The organism is Novosphingobium sp. 63-713 (assembly GCF_001898925.1).
Taxonomy (GTDB): Bacteria; Pseudomonadota; Alphaproteobacteria; order Sphingomonadales; family Sphingomonadaceae; genus Novosphingobium.
The window spans coordinates 15,397-37,167 of record NZ_MKVS01000038.1; the positions used below are offsets into that span (position 1 = coordinate 15,397).

Here is a 21,771-nt window from a genome sequence, read left to right on the forward strand (position 1 = left end):
ATTACAGTGAGAACCTGACCGTCATATCCACGAAACCAACGAAGGATCATATAATAATTCGCTGCCGCCGCAACGAAAAATACAAGTATAAGTCCAGCGACGATTCGCCGTCGGGTGGTTGGTGTGAGCGGACGCAATTCGAGCATGGAGCTTAATTATCCATTTCGTTGAACGTCCGCAATGTTGTCGTGTCCGGAATGGCGCTTGTAGTCGAAATTTGGTGGGGAGCGGACATCGTTCAATAGGTGTCGTCACGCTTATGATAAGGCCGTAGTCGCCCAATGCGACGCGCAGTCGAATGCGGCAAGCGGGTTTCGAAATGGTGAAGCTCATTGGACGCATACCCATCCCCGAGTTTGGCACCCTGTCTTAGCCAATATCGGTAGCCAGTTAGATCTCTTCGGTTGAAGCATTGCACCGCCAAGTGCTGGGCAGCGCGGGCATTTCCAAGCCGGAATGCTCGATAATACAAGCCTGCGGGTGAGAAGGCGTCTGATCGGGACCCCAAGTCTCCTGGCCATTTACTGGTTTCGCATATCCAGCAAGCCAGTTCTATCATGGCCTCGGTGTCACGCCGCAAAGCTAAATGCCACATGATCGGCACCCACAGGCCGGGTTTATGGTCGTAACGAATTGCCAGAGCCCTGAGGAACAATTGGTCGGAGCGGGCAGAGGCTGTAATTGGCATAGTTGCATGATGGCGGCAGGAATTGATGACCGCAACGGTGTCGTGTCCGGAATGGCGCTTGTAGTCGAAATTTGGTGGGGAGCGGACGTCCTTTATTCATCGGACTCCACATAGGTGTAGCTATTGGTAACAGGTTGATGGGTTAGCACGACCAGAGCCGAATGGATGGGCATTGGTTGCGAATGAGAAAGGATACCATGGACAGCTAAGATGTCTTGCCCCCTTTCATAAACAAAGAAAGGCTCGTCGGAAATTTCGTATCGCAAAAATCTGATCAAATATGCGTGAGAAAAATTACAATTCACCCATTTATAGCTTGGCCCAATAAATTTCTGATAATCGACCTCTACAAATTTAGATTTTTCCAAAGACCTAAGGGCTAATTTTATATTTTTATCAGAAACTTCATTATAGCAACCTCTGCCCAACTCAGTAAAACCTTCATGTGATTTTGGTGAACTCCACCAACTGTCTTTCGAAGGGGATGACCCAACGGAACAGCCCGTCAAAAAGAGAGAAGCAGTGAACAGAATAGATTTCATTCAGCCAGTATGACAGTTACGGTTATAATGACAATGTCCGCAACGTGTCGTGCCCTGAACGGCGCCTTATCGTCGGAATGTGGTGGGAAGCGGTCATTTAGACCGGATGCAAATTCCAACCACCGCCTGTTAAATCAGGCTGGCTGTTGGCAAACTTGTCGTTGAAGCTCGCTTCCCACGGGAATTTTCCATCTCGATCAGGCCAGACGAGTTGCAGACAATCAAAGGTATCACTTCTGTAGAACCAGCGATTCCAGCCCAAATACTCTTTGTAGACCGATTTGGAAACAGGCAGCAGAACTGCATCTGCGTTACCAAAGATACCTTGAATTTTCTTCCCCACCTCATGGCGTTTGCCGGATTCAATATCCCGCCAGACGTCCCACAATATAGAATGAGACACGTCTTTAGCCAGCGAGAACAGGATGATCTCAGGGTAGCCGTGATTGACCGAAAAACCGGTTGTGTATGAAAAATCTGGATGCTCGTCCTTGTTGTCGAATACCCGAGTGTGGAACCAACCATGGTCTTTGATGACGTTCAAAAACTGACGCTCGTCATCGTCGAGCTTTTCTTCTGATAATAGAAGTGCGGTGTCCATGGCGATCTAGTGCCAGAATGACGCCAAAGCCTCAATGGCCGATTTTGGGCGCGAGCCGCTCGTCTCGTTATGGTGGGAAGCGGACGTTGACAAACTGGGCCGAACGGTGATCCTCGCGCCATGTTTCTCTGGCCTCAAACCATTAGTCGGATCACTCGCGCTCTAGTTGCGCTTGGGATTGGAACACTGACCGGGGCCACATTGGCCGTTTTGGTCGTCGAGGGCCGATTCAGTGCGTTGGCTGACATGATTTGGCGTGTTGGATGGATATTGCACGGACGGCCCATGGCGCCGGGCGAAGCTGACGACGGGTGGCTTCTTGAAATTAAAATGAAAATTGCGTTTGAGAGCGCACTATTGATAGCTTTAGTTGGCTCTATGGCGTGGGCTGTTGTGACTTGGCGTGGTCGTCAGAGCTACCGCTCTGCGGCGCTAATCGGATTTATCCTTGCTGCTATAATGGCAGGGATATGGCTCGATGGAGAAGATACGAGCCACGCGATTATCTCAGTCACCCTCATTGGCTTGTCAGGTGCTGTCGCGGGAATTATCAGTCACGCGATTGAGCTGGCACTTAAAAGCTCGTTCCCTCGATAACCTTAAATCGTCCGCAACAGCTCCGCGTTCAGAACGACGTGTTTGCGGCCAATAATCACAAACTGTCTTTATTCCCCGCCAGCGAAATTCTCCTACGGCTTAGGCGGCGGGCGGATCGCTCATTGCTGCGCCGCGCTGGATATTGGGATGACGGTGGCCGGTAAGGCTGATCCCGCCCGCCACCACATCACCATCGGCGGTGATGGTGCCGGTGGCATGGACCGTCTCCGCGTCCAGCGTGATCGTGCTGGCCTTGATCGTCGCGCTGGCGCCGTCGGGCAAGGTGACCGCCAGATGGTGGGCCTCGGGGTCATAGGAGAGCACCGCGCCATCGGCGAAGGCGATCAGCTCGGCCAGCGTATTGGCAGGTGCCGGGTGATTGTCATTGTTGAGGCCCGCCAGCGCCACGCCATTGCCGATCTGGCCATCGGGGCAGAGCAGGACGCATTCCTCGCCCACGGTGGGGGCGGACCAGCGGCGGGTGGCGCCAGCGCGCAGGGCCAGCCAGCGGATGGGCGGGCTCTCGATGGCGCCATCGTCGCTGTCGGGATCGCCAAAGCGGACGCGGCAGCGCGGGGGATCGAGCGTGACGGCGCTGATCACACCGAGGCGGATCAGCGTGGAAAGATCGAGGGGGATATCGTCATCGTCGTAGCGCATCGGTGGGCACTTCGCTCCAGGCGGACAATTTCGTTAATTTGTCCCGTTAATGGTGTGTTGATTATATAAAAATATCATATAGGGGATCTGCCCAGGCATGGCCGATCGAGCCATCGGGATCGCATTTGGCGGTGTCTGCGCTGGGGGGTGTGGGCACCGCCATTTCATTATCCTCATTCACCGATCCCCTTTGCCCAATCATGCGCCGCCTGCGCATAGGCCCAATCGGCGTCGCAGGTCAGCCAGTCGGCGCGGGTGATCCAGACGCGGGAGATGTCCGCCATGATGGCGTCGGGGGAGGGGCTTTCAGGAAGTGCGGGAGGCTCGGCCTGAACGGGGCCGGGGCGATGGGCGGTGTTTTGGCGCAAGCCGTGATCAACAGCATAGGCAGCAAAGCGGCCAGCGCCGCCCTGGACAAGCGTGGTGTGGTTTGTGTCGGCATCATGAGCGTCCTGTTTTGATTGAGCCTTGGCGGCATGTTGGGCGGCCTGCGAGACCTTGCGCTCGGCATCCCACGCGGTTTGGGTCTGGCGCGCGGTATCGGCCCAATGGGCGGCGCGGTGGGCCTGCCAACCGGCCAAGGCCAGCGCGATTATGGCCAGCGCCGCCCAGATGCGTGCCGCGCTGGCGCAGATCCAGCGCGGGAGTGCGATTGGCCAGCGCCAGAGCGAGCCGGTGAGCAGGGACAGGGCGAGGGAGGCGAGCTTAAGGATCATGCCGCGTCCTTCAGGCAAATGGCCTGCTCCCTTTTGCGGCGGGCAACGATGCCGGGAACCACGCGCCCGCCCGCCTTGTTGAACCATGTGAGCGAAGTGCAGGCGGCGCGAATCTGGCCTGCATTGATCTGGCGGCGCATGGTCGAGCGGCAATAGGTCGGCCATCCGACATGATGGCCCAGACTGAGCGCGGCATAGCGCACATTGTCGCGGCGAGGGATCGAGAGCGCGAGGCCGGGGGTGCAGGCCATGACATGCGCGCCGTCAGCCGTCAGGCGGTCCACCAGCATCTGGGCGCATTGGGCTTCGGTGAAGCTCTTGCCCACCTTGATGCCCTCTCCGGTCAGCCCATCGCAGGCCGTGGCTACCCCGATCATATCGAGGTAGACTCGCAAATATTGCTTTCCGCTTATATTCGTGATCGTGGCGGTCCCGGCTTGAGGCGAGACGGTGACCGCCACCTTGCGGCCCGATTCCTCCATTGGGATCTGGGTCAGCACCAATTGCGTGGTGGCCGAGCCGATCAGGGCCAGCAGCGCCATCACCGACACCACCACCCCGCCCTTTTTGACCTGTCCGGTGTCAGGCTGCGTTGCCATCGGCCTTGCTCCCTTGCTGGATCAGCCGCAGCGCAGTGGGCGCGGCAAAGACCACCAGACCGGCCAAAGCCGAGGCCAGCGGGCGCCATTGCTCGGGCACATAGGCCACCAGCGCGGTCAGGATCTGGGGCTGCGCGACCAGCGCGCCCGCGATCACACCGGCCAGCGCGGCCATACGCACAGACCACCAGCGCCATGCCTGACGCGCGTCATCAACCAAGGTCATCGGGACCATCCTTTGGCTGGCGCCGGGGGTTTTTGATCCACCCGAGCGCAATGAGTTTCTCGATGCCGGTCAGGATCACCACGATCAGACCGCCGAACTGGATGAGGTGAGGCAGGGCCTCGACAAAGGAGACCATCAGCATCACCAGAAGAGTAAGGACCGCATCCCACCAGCCGCGCATCTGCGCCGCCAGCGGAGCGGTGTGGAGCGCCGCAAAGGCCTGCGCGGCAGGATCAGGCGCGGCCATCACCAGCCCCGCCCGTTGATATAGGCCTGCACAAAGGCGGCGGTGAGAGGCAGGCCGGTGGCGTCGGTTTCGTGGAGGCCGTCGCTGCGCATCGTCGGCTGGTCGAGCACGGTGTAGGTGTTGCCGTTGACCGTGCGGGCCGCGCCGCCGCCGCGCAGGATGTGATTGCCCAGAACATCGATCACCTTGTCGGGCCAGTTGGCCAGCATCTGCGCGTTGAGCGAGGCAATCGCGGCAAGGCGCGCATCGGCCACCGCATCGCTGGCCGAATTGGCCCCGGCCAAGCCTGAGGCGCTGGGCATGTCATAATTGCCGTTGATGCAGGTGCAGAGCAGCAGGCGCCCGCCGCGCGCGGCCACCTGCGCGGCAATGCTGCCCATCCAGCCCAGCACCGAGGTCATGCCCGCCCCGCTGGTGAGGAGCGTTGTGTCATTGCGGCTGGTGCGCAGCACGACATTGCCCGCCAGCATCGTGTCGAGCGAGGGCGCGGCGCTGGGGTCGGTGCTTTGCGAAACACCGCTGATCACCGTGATCGGGGTTCCGGCCGGGATGGTCAGGGCCGAGGCGGGATAGGCGGTGGGGGTGAGCGTATAGGCCCCGGTGCTGGCCGCGCAGACCAGATTGCAGGGGATGCCCAGCACCATGACCCGGCAGGAGACGGCCACCGTCCGGTTGGCGATGGAGAGCAGATCGACCGAGGGCACCACCGCCACCGAGCCGCTGGTGGGCAGCGTGAAGGCCGCCAGGGTGACCTGCGCCGCGCCCAGACGCGCCGCGACCTGCTGGGTGGTCTGCCCGCCCAGCCCCTGCGCATAGGTGGTGCGCCCCGGATAGAGCGCGGCCAGATAGGGCGCGAGCTGGGCCGAGGTGCTGTCGCCCACCACGGTGATGTTGCGCGCGCCCGAACCATTGGCGGCCAGATCGAGGATGCGCTGGCCCGCATTGGAGAGCATGGTTTGGATCTGCAGCGAGAGCGTGGCCCCGCCCGAAGTGATGCCGCAAAGCCGGATCTTGGCCGTGCCCGCTGGCAGGGTCAGCACCTGATTGACATAGGCCACCGTCGAGCCGCTGCCGACAAATTCGCGGCCCAGCACTGTGCCCGAGGCGTTGAGATAGAGGGCAAGCTGGGTGGCATTGCCGCTCTCGCTGCCGCTCGCGCGGAAAGCCAGTTCGCCGCCCGCCAGCGTGTAATCGAGATATTGATAGCCCGAGAGGGCCGTGGCGACGCCGAGATTGTTGATGTAATAGCCGGTGGTGGGCGCGACGGCGGCTGTCTGCCAGACCGAGAGGGCCGAGGCGGCCTGCTGGCCCGAGGCCGAGGCCGCCTGCGCCGCCGCCAGCGCGGCGGGGATGCCGGTGGCCATGGTCTTGACCTGCAAGGCCAGCGCGGGATTGCCGCTGGTGATGCTGCACAGCCGGATCTTCGCGGTGCCGCTGGGGACGGTAAGCGTCTGGTTGGCATAGGCCACATTGGTGCCGGTGCCGACAAACTCGCGGCCCAGCACTGCCCCGCCTGCCGAAAGGTACAGGGCCAATTGCGTCGCATTGCCGTTTTCCGTGCCCGTCGCGCGAAAGCCGATCTCGGAGCCGGTGACGGTGTAATCGAGATATTTGTAGAAGCTGCTGGCCTGCGCCGCGCCCGCGCTGTCAATGAAATAGCCGTTCACCACTGCGCCGCCGCTGTCGGCCCATGCCGAGAGACTGTCCGCCGCGCTCTGGCCCGCAGCGGCGGCGGCGATGGCATTGGCCACGCCCGTTGCATTGGCCGCCACCTGCGCCGCCATCGAGGAGGCCACGCGGTTGACCGACAGCGAGAGCGCCGCGCCGCCCGAGGTGGAGCCGCACAGGCGGATTTTGGCGGTGCCCGCAGGCAGCGCCAGCGCCTGATCGGCATAGACGGTGGCGCTGGCCGTGCCCGCCCCCTGCAGGCCGATGACCGCGCCCGAGGCGTTGAGATAGACCGCCAGTTGCGTGGCCGTGCCGGTGACCGTGGCGTTGGCCTTGAAGCCGGTGTCGGCGGCGGTCACCACATAATCGAGATATTGGAACCCGGCAGCGGCCACCGCCGCACCCGAGGCGCTGATATAGGAGCCGGTGACCACGGCCACGCCGCTGTCCGCCCATGAGGCCAGCGAGGAAGCGAGGGTTGCGGCCAGCGCGCTCTGGCTGACCAGCCCGGCGCTGTTGGCCGCCACCGTGCCCGCCAGATCGGTCACCACCGTCTTGATCTGGAGCGCGAGGGCCGCCCCGCTGGAGGTCGCGCCCGACAGGCGCACTTTGGCCGTGCCGCTCGGCACCGTCAGCGCCTGATTGGCATAGGCCACCGCCGATCCGGTGCCGACAAATTCGCGCCCCAGCACCGCGCCGCTGGCCGAGAGATAGAGCGCCAATTGCGTGGCCGCGCCATTTTCTGTGCCGGTCGCGCGCAGGGCGACCTCGGCCCCGGTCAGCGTGTAATCGAGATACTGATAGGCCGCATTGGCGACCAGCGCGCCGGTGGCTGAGACATAGGAACCGGCCACCGGCGCCACGCCGCAATCGGCCCATGCGCCAAGGCTGGAGGCTGCCGCCTTGCCCAGCGCGGCGGTGACGGCATTGGCGGCAATCGCGCCGGTGTTGGCCGCCACCGCGCTGGCGATGCCGGTGGTGACGCGGTTGACCTTGAGCGAGAGCGTGGCTCCGCCAGCGGTCACCCCGCACAGGCGGATTTTGGCGGTTCCCGCAGGCAGGGTAAGCGGCTGATCGACATAGGCAACCGAGGCCCCTGTGCCGACGAACTGACGCCCCAGCACGGCGCCGCTGGCCGAGAGATAGAGCGCGAGCTGGGTGCCATTGCCGTTTTCCGTGCCCGTCGCGGCAAAGGCGGTGTCTGCGCCGGTGGGCACATAATCAAGATACTGATAGCCCGCGACGGCGACGGCCTGACCATCGGCGTTGATCGAATAGCCGGTGGTGACAGCGGCCCCGCTGTCCACCCATGCGGCAAGGCTGCTGGCGGCCATGGCGCCCTGCGCGGCAGCTGGCGCCATGGCATTGATCATGGCGGTGAGCGGGGAGAACAGGTCGGACAGGCGCACCCGCCACGACTTGGCCCCCTTGACCACCGGCAGGGTTTCGCTGCCATCGACATTCGCGGCGATCAGCTGGTCAAGATTGGTGATTTTGGCCACTGGCGTTTCCTTATTTGCCGATGGCGCGCCAGAAGACGTCCATGTTGAGATCGTCGGAGAAGACGTTGAACTGGGTCAGACTGACCCGGTTGCCGCCCACCTTGTTGCCGTTGGTTGCCCCGATATTGGGCGCGCGGGCGGTCACCTGCAGATTGATCGAGGCAAGGTCCGTAAAGGGTATCGGGAAGTTGAGCGCAGGGGGTGAACCGGTTTCGCCCGCGGTCACTTCGCCCCATTGCTCGATCAGGCCGCCCGGCATCCTGCGCCAGTAGCCGCTGGCGTTGGAGCCGAAGGAGAAGTCGGCCGCGTCCTGCGGCGTATAGCCCAGCACCGCTTTAACCGCCGCGCCGGTGAACCCTGCGCTGTCAAAGGGCACATAGCCCAGACGCGAGACGATATCGGCAAACCACCCCGCGTCATGCCCGCCCAGCAGATCGGCATTGAACGGGCCGCCATGCCATTGCGCCGCGCCCGTATCATCGACAAGCAGATAGCCCAATTGCCGCGAGCCATCGACATTGAGGCATTGCAGGATCGCCTTGCCGGTCTGGCCGTTGGCAAGAATGCGCACCGCGCCGGTGGTGCCGATATTGGGCGTATAGGCATCGATCAGGCCCACGCTGATGTTGCGCCCGCGCAGCCAGTCAAGCAACGCGCCATAGGCGGTGGCCGGGGTGATCGCGCGCAAGGGATCGAGGCCCGCTGCCGCTTCTTCGACCGTTGCCAGTTCGACGACGCCCTGCCGGGTGGTGGTGGCGGGCGGGTTGAGGAAGTTGGTGTCGCCAAAACTGATGGCATCGGCCATGCCGCCCGAGAGGTGGATATCGACGACAATATGGGTCGCGCTGGGCTGGGCCTTGGCGGCAATCGGCCCACTTTGGCCATAGGCGCCGAACAGGGTGCCATCGGACAGATAGAGCGCAAAGCCGCGATAGGTATAGGCATCGTCCGAGGCATCGAGCGCGACCATATGGACGATATCATCGCCCACCTGTTGCCCCGAAACGTCCAGCCGCTTGAACTCGCCGGGGAGCGCCGTGAGCGTGCTGGCGACCGTGAATTCAGCGTCGGTGAGGCCGATCTGGGCGATCACCACCGTGATGAAGCCGGGGCCGTCATCCCGGATGATCGCGCCGAGGCCCGCCCTGGTGAGGGTGATTTGGAAATTGTCCATCATTGATCTTCCCAGGCGATGCCGTCGGGGCCTTCGAGCGGCTCGCCATCCTCGGTTTGCAGTTTGATCTCATCGGCATCGAAGGGGCCGATGGTGGCGGCGGCGAAGCGGTCGGCGCGCAGGGCGCGGGCAATCGGGAACAGGGGCAGGGCGGCCCATGACGAAACCGTCTGGCGCAGGGTGAAATGGGCGCGCGCCGGTTTGACGCGGACCAGATCGCGGTAGAGCTCGGCGGCGAAGCTGGCGGTAGCGATCGTGTCGAACAGACCATCGAGCGGCAGGGTGACGAAGAAGGTGTAGGGCACGCCCGAGCCGCCCGCCTCCCACCATTCGGTCAGCGTGATGCGCGGGTCATAGTCGGCAATCACCGCTTCGGCAGCGGCGCGGCTCCCACGGATCTTGGCATTGGGGATCGCCTGCGCGGTCGCGGCGCGGCGCTGGGCGTCGCTCCAGCTCGGGCGCCAGCGCTGGACCGACAGGCCCCATGCCAGCCATGGCAGGATGGGCGCCGGGATCGCATCGGGGCGCACAAGGTCGGTGAGCGGGGTGGGGATGGCGGCGATGCGCGCCATCGATGTGGCCAGCGCATGTTCGAGCGGGCGCGCGTTGGGCGGCAGAAGGGAAGGATTATTCGCCACGGCCCGCCACCGTCAGGTTGATGGCGAGGCAATGCCCGCATTGGGTGTCATCCATCGGCATGTCCGCCGCCGGGGAGGCCAGCGCGACATTGGAGACGCCCGCCACGCCGATGGCGGCAAAGATGCTGGCGCGGTTGATGTCGCGGCCGATGCGGCGGGCGGCTGCGACATAGGCTTGCGCGCCCGCCAACGCGGCTGCGATCACCACATCGCCATCGGGGCCGTCGAACAGGGTGATGGCGGCGGTGATCGTGTAGGGCACGATGGTGGCCGACCGGACAATGACCTGATCGGTAAGCGGGCGGGCGCCAGCCAGCGCGGCCTCGACATTGGCGATCTGATCCGCGCTGGCCGCGCCGTCGCCGGTCTTGGACAGGATCGAGACCAGGACCACGCCGGGGCTGGGGCTGGTGACCTTGGCGTCGGCGATCGTGCTGTCGGCGGACAGCGCGTGATATTCATAGGCCGATTCCGGCCCGGCCACGCTGAAGGCGTCGGGGGCAAGCTGGATGCGGTAGCGATAGGGCTCGTCCAGTTCGCCCGGCAGGCGCGCGACGCCCAGCAGCGCGCCAAGATGGTCGAGATTGCCGTCCCTCGCATAGGCGAGCAGGCATTGTTTGGCCCGGTCATTGAACTGCTGGCGGATCAGCAGCTCGCGATAGGCTGCGACCTCGAGCACCTTGACCGCCGGATCGCTCTCCACGGCGGCGTCCCAGGTGGGCAGCAATTCCTGCACATCGGCGATCAGCTCGGCGCGGATCGTCTCATAGTCGAGCGCCTCCACCACCGTGGGGGCGGGGAGTTGCGATAAATCGATGACGGAGGTGCTGGTGGCCATGCCCCCGTTGTGCCGCCCCTTCGCGCGCGCGGGGAGGGCGTGGGGGTGTAACCCGGCGGGTTACGGGGAGGGAGGCAGATGGTGGGACATAGCTGCCGGTCAGCGCCGCGACTGGGACTGACTAATTTCACCAAATCCGGTCATTCGTTTTGCCGCGTAAGCCCACCTTCCTATGTCTAGGCCTGCGGACAGTCCGGAAGGGCTGCTACGGATTGGAGGGCGAGGCTTAGCGGCTCTTCATTCAAGTTGCCCAGCGTGTTGAATCGAATTGCTCAGGGTGTTGTTCCGAATGATGAGCAGGCGGAAAGGGCAAAGATGGCGGCGTCAACGAATGCCGTGCGCGTCCAGCCATGCCAGCGTAGCAGGCATATGGCCTTTCACTGCTTGGTCGCGCACGGTTCCATTGTCATTTCGGGCCAGCGGATCGGCGCCAGCGCGCAAGAGGATCAAGGCAACGCGATCATCGTCTGTGGCCAAAACTGTAGTGGTCCCGTCTTTCGCCCGCGCCTTCGGATCAGCGCCGTGGTTCAAAAGAAGTTGTGCAAGCTCTGGGGATTCGCAGCCCATCAAGGCTGTCCAGCCAAGGTTGTCGCGAGCCTCCAAGGGAACGCCAAGCTGGATCAGCTCACTCGCCATCTCCAGCGTCTTTTCGGGCGTGGCGTCGCAAGTCGAGTAGCTGGATCGAAGGGCCGTTAGGGCGGTTCCATTTTTACCCATGCCGCGAGGATCGGCTCCTGCCTTGACGAGCGCTCTGCCAATCGCCGGGCTGCAACCTACAGTCAGAAAGGCTTCATTCAGCGCTGATTTCGAGACAGTGTTCATTACCCCATGCGCGACAAGCGCGTTAAACAACGGATCACTACCGCGTTGCGCCGCGGCCTGCAGCAAGATCGACCCCAGCGTTTGCTGTTCGATGGGCATGCTCAACTCTACCCCGCGCTTAACCATTTCGATGATCAACTGTTCGGTTCCGGGAGCGGGGCGATAGTCATGGAGTTTCCAGGCGGCTGCGGCCGCCAACAAACCCGCATCTTTCGAGTGGTAGTCAAAGTCAGCCGCATCCAGTTCGATTAAAGTTTCGGCATTGCCGCTCACCCAGCGTTCGGTGCCCGCCACCTTGTCCACCGCCGCTTCAAGATCCCTGACCTCCTGAGGCATTCCGGCCTGAGTGCCGATATAATCGGTCACGACCTTTCGGTTTGCGCCAATCTGGAGGGCGAGAACCTGCGTCGGATTATCGGTAGCGCCATAGAAGTATTCGGACTTCAACCCAAAGAACTGTGCCTTGCGGAATTGTTCGAGCAAATCCGCAACAGCCGCTGGATCAACGCGCGCTATGTGGTGCCCGGGAAGTAAAACGTTGTGTCCATTGTATTGCAGGTGGACCTCGGCGGCCTGCCCCTTAAGGTGATCTTCTCTCGTGCTGAATTCGACCAGACCGTCGCCCCGAATGCTGACATGATAATCGGGACATGAGCCGAAACAGGCGCCGCGATCCAACGCGATGGCAGTTTCATTTGGCGCCGCGCTGGTCGGGAAAGTCGCTTTGGGATTAGGGGGCGTGGCCTGCATGTTGTATTCTATGCTGACCCTTCCGATAGCGTTGACGGGCTTGCCTTCAAATGTAGGAGGACGAAATTTCCAATTTTTCACGAGCGCAAGCGCTGGTGCCGGATCGAGCTTTTGGAAGTTGTCGATAGGCTTGGCGTCGATGACGTTTCCCGCAGTGTCGACTGTGACCAGCAGGTCCAGGTCGGAAAAGCCTGATTTGACTGATACGACGCTCGTCGCACCGGAAATTCTCAAATCGTCGAGCTTGTAGAAGCCGACGGTGGGGGCAGTCTCAGCGGCGCTGCATGTCGCGGAGGCCAAAGAAAGGAGAAGACAGGCAAAGGGCATCGCAATGATACGGTGCAAGTTGGCTTCCTTTCATCCCAGTTATAGCGAGAGCGTAAGACTTGAACCGTTGTTTTGAAAGGGGCAATCGGAGCGGGTATGCGACCATATGCCAACGGAAGGTTTCGGCGCTAGCGGACGTTTACCTCGGTACATCGGAACGGCGAGAGTTGGTCGACTGCTGCCATCCGCTGACTGGGCGGCCTAACCTCACTCCGCCTCCAGCATTTCCCCCGCCACCTGCAACGCCAGATCCTCATCCTCCCGCCCAAAGCCCAGCAACCGCCGCTCGGCATATTTGGCGCGGATCTTTCGGCCATCGCGGCCCCGGCCTACTGTGACCGTGAGGCCGAACTGGCTGACGGAACCTACGCGGTCGGCAGTGTTGGTGACGGGGCTGATTTCCACACCATCGGCGGCGGCATCGATGCGCCACTTGGCCATTTTGCGCAGGCCCTTGAACATCCTGCCGCGGGCACCCTTGCGCAGGCGGCCGCGCAGATCGCGCCGGGGCTTGCGCGGGGCGAAGGGGGCGCCGTCTGGATCGATGTTGGCGGCGATGCGTTTGAGGTTGGCCTGGCGCAACAGGCGACCCAGCTTGAGCGTAGCCTTGCGGCGCTGGGTCGGTTCCATGCCTGCCACGATCCGGCCAAACCATTCATCGAGGCGGGAGAGATCATCCGCCATCGACCACACCCCATGGCGGCAGATCCTCACCATTGACAGTGATGGAGGTCAGGATTGGGTCGGCATCGAGGCCGCCGAAGGGCAGATCGTCGGGAAAGAGCGGATCGGGCTCGGGCAGGTAGCGGGCCTTGGCGCCTTGGGGCGTTTCATCCACGGCCACGCCTTGGCGTAGTTGCAGGCGAATCTGCACATCAGCCTTGCCATTGTCGAGGATGTCGACCTCGAAGTCGAAGGCGTCAGCCCCCATGGCGAACACATTGGGTTGGTTGGTGCGCAGCCAGATCAGGAGGGCAAGAGCGAAGTCGGCGATATCGCCCGCGAATTCAACCAGCAGGACGTTGAGCTGGAATTCAAAGGCGAAGGAGAGATCGTCGGTGTCGCGCGACTGCACCTTGCCGCGATCCACCCACATGATGAGGTTCTTGGGCGCGGCCTTGAGTTCGGGCATCGCCTTCATCAGGGCATCGCGCAGGAGGTTGATTTTCAGCATGGCGCGTTAATCCCAGAGCTGCACGATATCGATGGTGGCGGTCTGCGCCTCGGCGGCATCGGGCAGGATCATCGCCGTGCCGCCAGGCAGGCGCGGCCCCAACTCGGCAAGGCCGGGGTTGAGGCCCAGCACCTGCTCGGTAACACCCGCCGTCTTGCCCAGGACGCGGTGGCAGATCTCATCCACGGTTTCGCCGTCCATGGCGGTGGCGGTCTGGGTCACAGCATCTCCACGCGGTTGCGCGCGACCGATGAGCCGCCGATGGAGAGCAGGTCGGCAATCGCGGCATGGCCTTCGCGCCGGTATTCGTCGGCCAGTGCAGCCTTTTCCGAGGCGCGGGCAAGGCCGCTGTCGGAGGAGGCAATATCGCGGTTGCCTGCGGCGATGTCGGCTGCGGCGTAATAGCCCACTGCGCGGGTCCAGAGCAGCTCGGCGCGGTTCTTTTCGTTGAGCGTGTCGGTGGTGACATCGGCAAGGTTTGCTGCCCCGGCCAGCGCGCGGGCGGTGCGCCATGCGGCAAGCTGGCGCAGGGCCGAGAGCATGCCGCCCTCGATGGCAAGGGTGAGCTGGAGCTGGGTGATGGCGCCGCCGCCGACGTTCATGCCTTCGCGCACATCGGCCAGTTTGACCGGCGGGAACCAGCCATCGGCTACCACCTGCGCGTCATCGGCATCGGGCGGGGCGATGGGGGTGGGGGTGAAGCTGCTCATGGGCGGGGCCTTTGCGTTCAAACGGGGGGTGAGGATGGTGTGGGCTGGCTGTCACAAAGGGCGCCGTCCGCGCCAACCGCCCCCCGCCGCCGTGGGGCGAACTGGTTATTCGGTTTCCTCGTCATCCTCGCCCGCATCCCCGCCCGCGCCTTCGGGGGCAAGTTTGCGCAGGGCCTTTTCGAGGCTGCGGATATCGGATCTGACGCCGATGCTGCTGTCGAGCTGGTGGGCGCGGCGGGCGTGGTCGAGCGCTTCGGAGAGATAGGCCGCCTTGCCACCGGCAGGCGCGTTGTCGGCGGCGGGGTCGAAGGCATCGGCGCGCCGCGTGAAGGAGCGGGCCAGCGCCTTGTGCAGCTTGGCCTTGGCCGGGTCTGGCATGTCGTGGCCCTCGATCAGCGCGAGGACGCGGCAAAGCACCTCATGGGGCACGGCTTCCTGCTGGTCGAGGCTCAGCTTGGCGATATCCTCGCCCACAAAGCAGGGGATGGTGCGGTTGTAGCGTTCCGGCTGGGTGAGATTGAACCGGATCGCATGGGCGGCAAGGCGAAGGGCATAGTCCCAATCGCGGTAGTCGATGGCCCAGATCAGGTTCCACACCAAGATCTCATCCTGCGCGGCCTGCCCCTGTTCGCCTGCCTGCAGCACGCCCTCGATCCATGGGGCGAAGGTGCGGGCCATCTCGACCTTGACCGGATTTCGGGCCTCAATGCTGGCAATGTCGGAGAGGGAGCGCAGATTGTCATGGAGCGCCACGCGCAGGGCGGCATATTCCTGACCAAGAGGCGTATCGAGCGCATGTTCGGGCGCGGCGGCAGGGGCCGTATCAGGCTGGGCCGCGCCCGATTGCAGGGCGCGCACGCGCATCTGGTGGCGGCGAAAGGCGGAGACCATAAGCGGGGCTTTCGTGATGACCGCCCACCGACGCGCGGGCCAGCGGGCGGGAGTGTCAGCAAGACGGGGGGTGTTACGGCCGGGCGCCGAAGGTGATGTTTTCGGCCATGGTCATGTAATCGGTGCTTTCGATCACATAGCCTTCGTTGACGCTGTTATAGTCGACGAGGGCCGCCATGTTTTCCGGCTCATCCTTGATGTAGCGGCGGCGCGAACCTTCCTGATAATAGATCGAGAGGTTCGAGCTGTCGGGCGCATTGGCGCGGCCCAGCGGGGTGATGGCCATCGTGCCTTCGGGGAAGAAGGGAGCGATCGCCGCCGGGCGCCCGCCGATCTGCTTGGTCGACATGATGAGGTCGGAGACCACCTGATCGCTGGTCGATTTGCCGCCGTCGATCGTGTCGGAGAGCGGGCGGTTGATCATCGGGAAGTATTTTTCATCCACCAGATCCTGGCTGACGATCACGACATGATCGGTGCTGGCCCGCGCATAGGAGGGCATGCCCGCGATCAGCTCATAGGCCAGGGCATCGATGTTTTTGTAATCGCCCTGCGCATGATTGGCATCCGGCCCGATGTAGATCGGCGCGGCGGCGCCCGTCGCAGTGGTGACTCCGCCAGCAGTGACGGTGGCGCGGCCCATGACATGGTCGGGGCGTTCAAGGCGCAGCTTGTGCAGCCAACCGATGTTGACGTCCTCGCCCAGCGGGTTGTCCTCGGCGTCGGTATCCTCGGCCGCCTCAAGCCCGTTGAAGCCCACCGAGATCCGCGAGAGCGCCACCGAGACCGCAACATGGCGGCCATAGCGCGCGGCAAAGTCGGGGAATTTCGACCAGGCGTCGATCACTTCCCAGGGCAGCATCGTGTCGAACAGCGTCGAATAGAGCTGGAACTTGCGGTCCTGCATCTGGCCGACATAGCGCGGCTTGCGCGGCAGATTGCTGCGGCTCTGGCGGCTTGCGATCATATTCGAGGTGCCAAGGCCGATCACCTGCCCCTGGAGGTCGCGCACGCCCATCACATTGACGCGCTGGAGAAAGCCGACGCTCTCGCGCTGGAGATCCTCGAGCCGCTGCTCGCTGGTGGGGGAAAGCGAGAAATTGCGCGCCACATTGCGGGTGCCGTTGGCGCTGCCGATGTTGGCGAGAAGCTGATCCAGCGCGCCGCGCCCGCGATCAGAAAGGGTGTGGATTTGAGACATGAAGCTGCGTTCCTTGGCATTGGGGTGCGGGGCTTGGGAGGGCAGGGTCAGAAGATGTATTTGCTGTCGGCGCTGGCGTGGCTGCTGCCATCGGCGATCGGGCGGCGCTGGAAACTGTGGGCCGGGGTGCCTTCCTGCGCGTCCTCGAGCTTCTTGAGCTTGAGCGCCTGGGCATCGGCTTCGTTGCGGAATTCGCTGCGCAGCCCTTCAATGGAGGTGGTGACGGTCGTGCCGAATTCTTCGAAGACGCCGCGCAGGGCGGCAAAATCGAGGCTGGCCGGCTGCTGCCCATCGGGCTTGGTTTCGGGCTTGTCTTCCGGCTTGGGTGCGGGGGCAAAGCTGGCGGTGAATTTGTCCAGCATGCCCTTCATGCTTTCGAGCAGGCCCTTGGCGCTTTCGGTGGCGGCGCCGTCATCGGCGAATTCGAGCGCGGCGGCCTCCTCGCGGGCCAGCACCATGGCGCCGGGCTGAAAACGGCTGAACTTGAGGCGCTCGGTGGCGATGGCCGCCGGGCTGTCGGTGAGCGCCACACCGCCCAGATAGGAGAAGCCCTTGCCGCCGAAATTGGGCAGGATCTCGATCGAGGGGTAAACCTTCTGGCTGGCCTCGTTGAGCGCTTTGGCATTGTCGGTTACGTCCAGCACGCCGAACAGCGCCTTGCGCTTCTCGATCTTGCCGTTGAAATTGACCTCGGTCTCGCCGACCGTGACCGAATCCACATCGCCATAGGCGAAGAAGGGCGATTGCCCGCTGATGCCCCGGATATGTTCGATATTGACCCGCGCGCCATAGGTCTTGGGATCATAGCTCGAGGCCATCTGTTCGATGTCAGTTTCAGAAATCTCGCGGCCATCGACCGTCGAACCGGCGGTGGCGAGCAGGAAGGGCTTGGTCTTCATCGGGTTACTCCGGGGATTTGGCGGGGCGGATCAGCATTGACCCCTGAAATCCACGGCAACCGGCCTTCCTGCAACGCGCGGGCACAGTAACCCGGCGGGTTACACCGGCACCCCGGCGCGCGGCCCCCCCCGATCAGGGCATGGCAGGATCATGACCCCAAAACCCGCCCCCGATGATGACGCAGCCCCGACCCAGAGCCGACAGGTGACGCGCGCCAAGAGCCGCGAGGCCAAGTCGCTGTTCCATCGCGGCTGGGATCTGGCCGATATCGCGCGCGAACTGGGCGAGAATTACAACACGGTGGCCAGCTGGAAGCGGCGGGGCGATTGGGATGCCGACAGCCCGCTCGAGGTGGTCGAGGATCACCTTGAGGCCAAGCTGGCGACCTACCTTTGCAAGGAGCCTTTCACCGAAGGCGATATGAAGCGCGTCGATTTTCTGATGCGCCAGATGCAGACCGCCGCGCGCATCCGCAAATACAATGAGAGCGGCAAGGAAGGCGACCTCAACGAGGCAGTGGGCCGCCGCAACGATGACAAGGCCAAGGCCAAGCGGGCGGACAAGCGCAAGAATTTCCTTAGCCTTGAGCATTGGGAAGCGCTGCTCACCGACTTCCACGAATGGTGCGATGACTATCAGGAGGGCTGGTGGGAGCAGCGCGAACAGCGCACCCGCAAGATCCTCAAGAGCCGCCAGATCGGCGCCACCGCCTATTTCGCGCGCGAGGCCATGGCCAAGATCGGCGAGGCGGTTCTCCATGGCGAGCAGCCGCGCAACCAGATCTTCCTCTCGGCCAGCGAGCGGCAGGCGAAGAAGTTCATCCGCGAGATCACCGGATGGGTAAAGCGCGTCACCGGCGTCGATCTCAAGGGCAATCCGCTGATGCTGGATTTCTCGGGGCTCCATCCCGCCGATGAGGAGGCGGGCAAGGCCGAGATCCGGCTGGATGGGGTGGGGCTCTATCCGCTCTCGACCAACAGCAACACCGCGCAGGGGGAAAGCGGCGACTTCTATTTCGACGAATTCTTCTGGGTCCACGGCTTTGCGCGCTTGCGCAAGGTGGCCGCCGCGATGGCAACGCTCACCATCTACAAGCGCACCTATTTCTCGACGCCATCGACCAAAACCCATGAAGCCTATGCCTTTTGGAGCGGCGAGGAATGGAACCGGGGGCGCAAGAAGGGCGATCAGCGGCCCTTTGACATCAGCCACAAGAACCTGCGCGCCGGGGCGATCATGCCCGATGGTTCTTGGTGCCAGATGGTCACGCTCGACGACGCCATTGCGGGCGGCGCTGGCGGGCGCATCGACAAGGAGGAACTGCGCGGCGAATGCAGCGAAGAGGAATTTGAAAACCTCTACAATTGCCAGTTCGTCGATGACAGCGAGAGCAGCTTTCCCTTCAGCCGGATTGCGCCCGCGCGGGTCGATGCCTTCTATCGCTGGCGCGATTTCCGGCCTGCGCTGGCCGAGGTGGCGGGTGGGCGGCCCTTTGGCGATAAGCCGGTGTGGCTGGGGTACGATCCCAATAAGCAGGGGCGCGATGATGCCGCGCTAGTGGTGCTGGCGCCGCCTGAGCAGCCCGGCAAGGGCAAGTTCCGGGTGCTGGCCAAATACCGGCTCAACGGGCGCGATTTTCAGGGGCAGGCCGATTTCATCAGGGATATCGCGGCCCGGTACAACGTCACCGATATCGCCATCGATACCACCGGCGCGGGGCAGGCGGTCTATGAACTGGTGGTCGGCTGGTTCCCGCGCGCGCGGCGGATCGAATATTCAGTGGCCAGCAAGACGGCCTTGGTGGTGAAAGCCCAGAACGTCTTCAATTCCGGCCGCATCGAGTTCGATGAGCAGTGGACCGACCTGATGGCGGCCTTGATGGCGATCCGGCCCGCGCTGACCGGCAGCGGGCGGGGCGTCACCTATGTCGCCCGCCGCAATGGCGAGATCGGCCATGCCGACCTTGCTTGGGCTTTGCTCAACGCCCTTTCCAATGAACCGCTCGATGCCGGGGCCGCCAGTGGAGCGAGCCGAGGCCGAGTGGCGACGTCAGATGATTAATAAGCCGACGATTGAGGAGCCGATTGATGACCGATGCGCCTTCCACCGAAGTGGCCCTGATCGAGCAGGAGGCCGGTGCGCCCGCAAAAGCTGCGCCCCTACGCGGCGATGTGTTCACCTTTGGCGATGCCGAGAGCGTGCTCGACCGGCGCGAACTGTCGGCCTATTTCGAGGTCTGGCACAATGGGCGCTGGTATGAACCACCGCTGCCGATGGGCAAGCTGGCGCAGGTGTTCAACGCCACGCCCTATCATCGCAGCGCGGTGGCTTTGCGCGTCAATTTGCTGGTCTCGCAGATGGTGGCATCGCGCTGGCTCGGTGCCGATGATTTCGAGCGGTTCGCCCTGGATTTTGTCCAGATGGGCAATGGCTATCTGGAGAACGTACCCAACCTGTCGGGCCGGATCGCGGCGGCCAAGCATAGCCCGGCGGTGCATACGCGCGCGGGCGTGGCGGCGGACACCTATTGGTTCGTCAATGGCGCGCTGGGGCAGGAGCATCAGTTTGCGCCCGGCCGCGTGTTCCATCTGATGCAGCCTGATGTGGCGCAGGAGATCTATGGCCTGCCCGAATGGCTGTCGGCACTGCAATCGGCGCTGCTCTCGGAGAACGCCACGCTGTTCCGCCGCCGCTATTACCTCAACGGCAACCATGCGGGTTTCATTCTCTACATCAACGATCCGCTGGCCGATCAGGAGATGGTCGACACGATCACCGACAAGATCCGCCAGTCCAAGGGCGCGGGCAATTTCAAGAACATGCTGATCTACTCGCCCGGCGGGAAGAAGGACGGCGTCCAGATCCTGCCGATCGGCAACATCACCGCGCATGACGAGTTCACGGCGGTCAAGAACATCAGCCGGGACGATATGCTGGCCGCGCATCGGATGCCGCCGCCGCTGATCGGGATCATCCCGCAGAACAGCGGTGGCTTTGGCAAGGTGAGCGAGGCGATCGACACATTTTACCTGACCGAGATCGTGCCGATCATCCGCCGGATGCTGCGCATGAATGACTGGTTCGGGGTGGCGCTGCTTTCCTTCCGCGATTGGACCTGCGCCGATGGGCGGTTGATCCGGCAGGACGGAACCATTGTGCCTGCCGGTGGTGCAAGCAGCGCGCGGCGCTCCTGAAATCCATCCCGCCGGTGAATGCGGCGGGGGATGGGGCGTTGGCGCGCCCCAATCCGACGAGTTGCTTTCGTCATGTCCCAATCGGGCCCGTCCTGGGTCCATCCCGCCGTGCCAACGCTGGCGGCGGGCCTATGAGAGTTTGAGCATGCAAGAGTCGAATCCGGTTTCTTTCAACATGGATGCAATGGTGGCGGAAAAGGTGGCGCCGGTGCGCCCGCTGGCGCCCTATATCGGGGGCAAGCGCAATCTGTCGCGCCGCCTGGTCGAGCGGATCAATGCCGTGCCGCATACCACCTATGCCGAGGTGTTTGTCGGCATGGGCGGGGTGTTTTTCCGGCGCGACCGGCGCCCCAATGCCGAGGTCATCAATGATTGGAGCGAAGACGTTTCCACCTTCTTTCGCGTGGTGCAGCGGCATTATCAGCCGTTTATGGACATGCTGCGCTGGCAGGTGACGAGTCGCGCGGGGTTTGAGAAGCTGGCCGCCTTGCCGCCCGAAAGCCTGACCGATCTGGAGCGGTCGGCGCGGTTTTTGTATCTCCAGCGCTGTGCCTTTGGCGGGAAAGTGGCGGGCAGGCGTTTCGGGATCTCGCCCGCCAGCCCTGCGCGATTCGATGTGTCAAAGCTGGGGCCGATGGTCGAGGCAGTGCATGAGCGCCTGTCGAGTGTGGTGATCGAGCGCTTGCCCTGGGCGGATTTTGTCGCGCGCTATGACCGGGCGGGGACGCTGTTCTATCTCGATCCGCCCTATCATGGCTGCGAAGGCGACTATGGCAAGGGCATGTTCGGGCGCGAGGAATTCGAGCAGATGGCCGATGTGCTGCGCGGGATCAGCGGGCGGTTTATCCTGTCGCTCAACGACCGGTCCGAGGTACGCCGGATCTTTGCCGGGTTCGACATCGAGGAGGTTGGTGTGCGCTATACCATCGGCGGTCAGGCCAAGGCGATGGAGGGGCGGGAGGTAATTATCAGCGGGTGAGGGAATGGGCGCCACCGTGGAAGGGCGGGTGGCGCCCATGTGTGGACGGCTCTCCGTTGGCAAGGGGTTTGGTGAGCGTGTGCACTTGGTGGTCGGTGCGGCCATGTGTCCGGCCTTTAATGCGGCT

23 protein-coding genes are annotated in these 21,771 nt (G+C 63.2%); 4 read left to right on the top strand and 19 right to left on the bottom strand.

Features of this window, described 5'->3' with window-relative positions; all coding sequences use genetic code 11:
- Nucleotides 1-780 precede the first annotated feature (780 nt).
- Both BGP00_RS16500 and BGP00_RS16505 read right to left on the bottom strand, forming a co-directional pair.
- Complete coding sequence (locus BGP00_RS16500; protein ID WP_292694315.1) at nt 781-1,230, bottom strand: hypothetical protein; 450 nt, start codon at nt 1,228-1,230, stop codon at nt 781-783.
- Nucleotides 1,231-1,327: 97 nt separating this feature from the next.
- Nucleotides 1,328-1,831, bottom strand: coding sequence for a DUF4262 domain-containing protein (locus tag BGP00_RS16505; RefSeq protein ID WP_292694318.1), 504 nt, complete (start codon nt 1,829-1,831; stop codon nt 1,328-1,330).
- A 285-nt stretch (nt 1,832-2,116) separates the two neighbouring features.
- Here BGP00_RS16505 and BGP00_RS16510 point away from each other — a divergent pair, with 285 nt between their 5' ends.
- Complete coding sequence (locus BGP00_RS16510; protein ID WP_292694320.1) at nt 2,117-2,428, top strand: hypothetical protein; 312 nt, start codon at nt 2,117-2,119, stop codon at nt 2,426-2,428.
- 99 nt (nt 2,429-2,527) lie between these two features.
- Here the strand turns inward: BGP00_RS16510 and BGP00_RS16515 are convergent, their stop codons facing one another.
- The 17 genes from BGP00_RS16515 to BGP00_RS16595 all read right to left on the bottom strand — a co-directional run bounded on the left by BGP00_RS16515 (nt 2,528) and on the right by BGP00_RS16595 (nt 17,470).
- The gene (locus BGP00_RS16515; RefSeq protein WP_292694322.1) at nt 2,528-3,088 is read right to left on the bottom strand and encodes a phage baseplate assembly protein V; all 561 of its coding nucleotides are present in this window, start codon (nt 3,086-3,088) and stop codon (nt 2,528-2,530) included.
- A 173-nt stretch (nt 3,089-3,261) separates the two neighbouring features.
- On the bottom strand, nt 3,262-3,804 hold the full coding sequence (locus tag BGP00_RS16520) for a hypothetical protein (RefSeq protein WP_292694325.1): 543 nt from the start codon (nt 3,802-3,804) through the stop codon (nt 3,262-3,264).
- On the bottom strand, nt 3,801-4,403 hold the full coding sequence (locus BGP00_RS16525; protein ID WP_292694328.1) for a lysozyme: 603 nt from the start codon (nt 4,401-4,403) through the stop codon (nt 3,801-3,803). Before BGP00_RS16525 ends, BGP00_RS16520 begins: the two co-directional genes overlap by 4 nt.
- Entirely contained in the window at nt 4,387-4,629 is a 243-nt protein-coding gene (locus BGP00_RS16530) for a hypothetical protein (protein WP_292694331.1), read from the bottom strand. Before BGP00_RS16530 ends, BGP00_RS16525 begins: the two co-directional genes overlap by 17 nt.
- Complete coding sequence (locus BGP00_RS16535) at nt 4,616-4,876, bottom strand: hypothetical protein (protein WP_292694333.1); 261 nt, start codon at nt 4,874-4,876, stop codon at nt 4,616-4,618. The genes BGP00_RS16530 and BGP00_RS16535 overlap by 14 nt, the downstream gene beginning before the upstream one ends.
- Nucleotides 4,876-8,046: a hypothetical protein gene (locus BGP00_RS16540; protein ID WP_292694335.1), complete on the bottom strand. Its 3,171-nt coding sequence runs from the start codon at nt 8,044-8,046 to the stop codon at nt 4,876-4,878. The genes BGP00_RS16535 and BGP00_RS16540 overlap by 1 nt, the downstream gene beginning before the upstream one ends.
- A 10-nt stretch (nt 8,047-8,056) precedes the next feature.
- Nucleotides 8,057-9,220: a hypothetical protein gene (locus BGP00_RS16545; RefSeq protein ID WP_292924322.1), complete on the bottom strand. Its 1,164-nt coding sequence runs from the start codon at nt 9,218-9,220 to the stop codon at nt 8,057-8,059.
- On the bottom strand, nt 9,220-9,858 hold the full coding sequence (locus tag BGP00_RS16550) for a phage tail protein I (protein WP_292694339.1): 639 nt from the start codon (nt 9,856-9,858) through the stop codon (nt 9,220-9,222). The genes BGP00_RS16545 and BGP00_RS16550 overlap by 1 nt, the downstream gene beginning before the upstream one ends.
- The gene (locus BGP00_RS16555; RefSeq protein ID WP_292694341.1) at nt 9,848-10,696 is read right to left on the bottom strand and encodes a baseplate J/gp47 family protein; all 849 of its coding nucleotides are present in this window, start codon (nt 10,694-10,696) and stop codon (nt 9,848-9,850) included. Before BGP00_RS16555 ends, BGP00_RS16550 begins: the two co-directional genes overlap by 11 nt.
- 324 nt (nt 10,697-11,020) lie before the next feature.
- The gene (locus BGP00_RS16560) at nt 11,021-12,613 is read right to left on the bottom strand and encodes a DUF6438 domain-containing protein (protein WP_292694344.1); all 1,593 of its coding nucleotides are present in this window, start codon (nt 12,611-12,613) and stop codon (nt 11,021-11,023) included.
- A gap of 189 nt (nt 12,614-12,802) precedes the next feature.
- Nucleotides 12,803-13,279: a phage virion morphogenesis protein gene (locus tag BGP00_RS16565; RefSeq protein WP_292694346.1), complete on the bottom strand. Its 477-nt coding sequence runs from the start codon at nt 13,277-13,279 to the stop codon at nt 12,803-12,805.
- Nucleotides 13,269-13,769 (bottom strand): phage tail protein, encoded by a 501-nt coding sequence (locus BGP00_RS16570; protein ID WP_292694348.1) that lies wholly within the window; start codon nt 13,767-13,769, stop codon nt 13,269-13,271. Before BGP00_RS16570 ends, BGP00_RS16565 begins: the two co-directional genes overlap by 11 nt.
- Nucleotides 13,770-13,775: 6 nt before the next feature.
- On the bottom strand, nt 13,776-13,991 hold the full coding sequence (locus BGP00_RS16575; protein WP_366522344.1) for a tail protein X: 216 nt from the start codon (nt 13,989-13,991) through the stop codon (nt 13,776-13,778).
- Complete coding sequence (locus BGP00_RS16580) at nt 13,988-14,479, bottom strand: head completion/stabilization protein (RefSeq protein WP_292694350.1); 492 nt, start codon at nt 14,477-14,479, stop codon at nt 13,988-13,990. The genes BGP00_RS16575 and BGP00_RS16580 overlap by 4 nt, the downstream gene beginning before the upstream one ends.
- Before the next feature lie 105 nt (nt 14,480-14,584).
- Complete coding sequence (gpM, locus tag BGP00_RS16585; protein WP_292694352.1) at nt 14,585-15,370, bottom strand: phage terminase small subunit; 786 nt, start codon at nt 15,368-15,370, stop codon at nt 14,585-14,587.
- A gap of 73 nt (nt 15,371-15,443) precedes the next feature.
- Nucleotides 15,444-16,571 (bottom strand): phage major capsid protein, P2 family, encoded by a 1,128-nt coding sequence (locus BGP00_RS16590; RefSeq protein ID WP_292694354.1) that lies wholly within the window; start codon nt 16,569-16,571, stop codon nt 15,444-15,446.
- Between the two features lie 47 nt (nt 16,572-16,618).
- Nucleotides 16,619-17,470, bottom strand: a complete 852-nt coding sequence (locus BGP00_RS16595; RefSeq protein ID WP_292694356.1) for a GPO family capsid scaffolding protein — start codon at nt 17,468-17,470, stop codon at nt 16,619-16,621.
- A gap of 151 nt (nt 17,471-17,621) precedes the next feature.
- Between BGP00_RS16595 and BGP00_RS16600 the strand changes: the two genes are divergently transcribed.
- The 3 genes from BGP00_RS16600 to BGP00_RS16610 all read left to right on the top strand — a co-directional run bounded on the left by BGP00_RS16600 (nt 17,622) and on the right by BGP00_RS16610 (nt 21,644).
- Nucleotides 17,622-19,532: a terminase family protein gene (locus BGP00_RS16600; RefSeq protein ID WP_292694359.1), complete on the top strand. Its 1,911-nt coding sequence runs from the start codon at nt 17,622-17,624 to the stop codon at nt 19,530-19,532.
- A gap of 26 nt (nt 19,533-19,558) precedes the next feature.
- The gene (locus BGP00_RS16605; RefSeq protein WP_292694362.1) at nt 19,559-20,665 is read left to right on the top strand and encodes a phage portal protein; all 1,107 of its coding nucleotides are present in this window, start codon (nt 19,559-19,561) and stop codon (nt 20,663-20,665) included.
- A gap of 175 nt (nt 20,666-20,840) precedes the next feature.
- Nucleotides 20,841-21,644, top strand: coding sequence for a DNA adenine methylase (locus BGP00_RS16610; RefSeq protein ID WP_292694364.1), 804 nt, complete (start codon nt 20,841-20,843; stop codon nt 21,642-21,644).
- Nucleotides 21,645-21,771 lie beyond the last annotated feature (127 nt).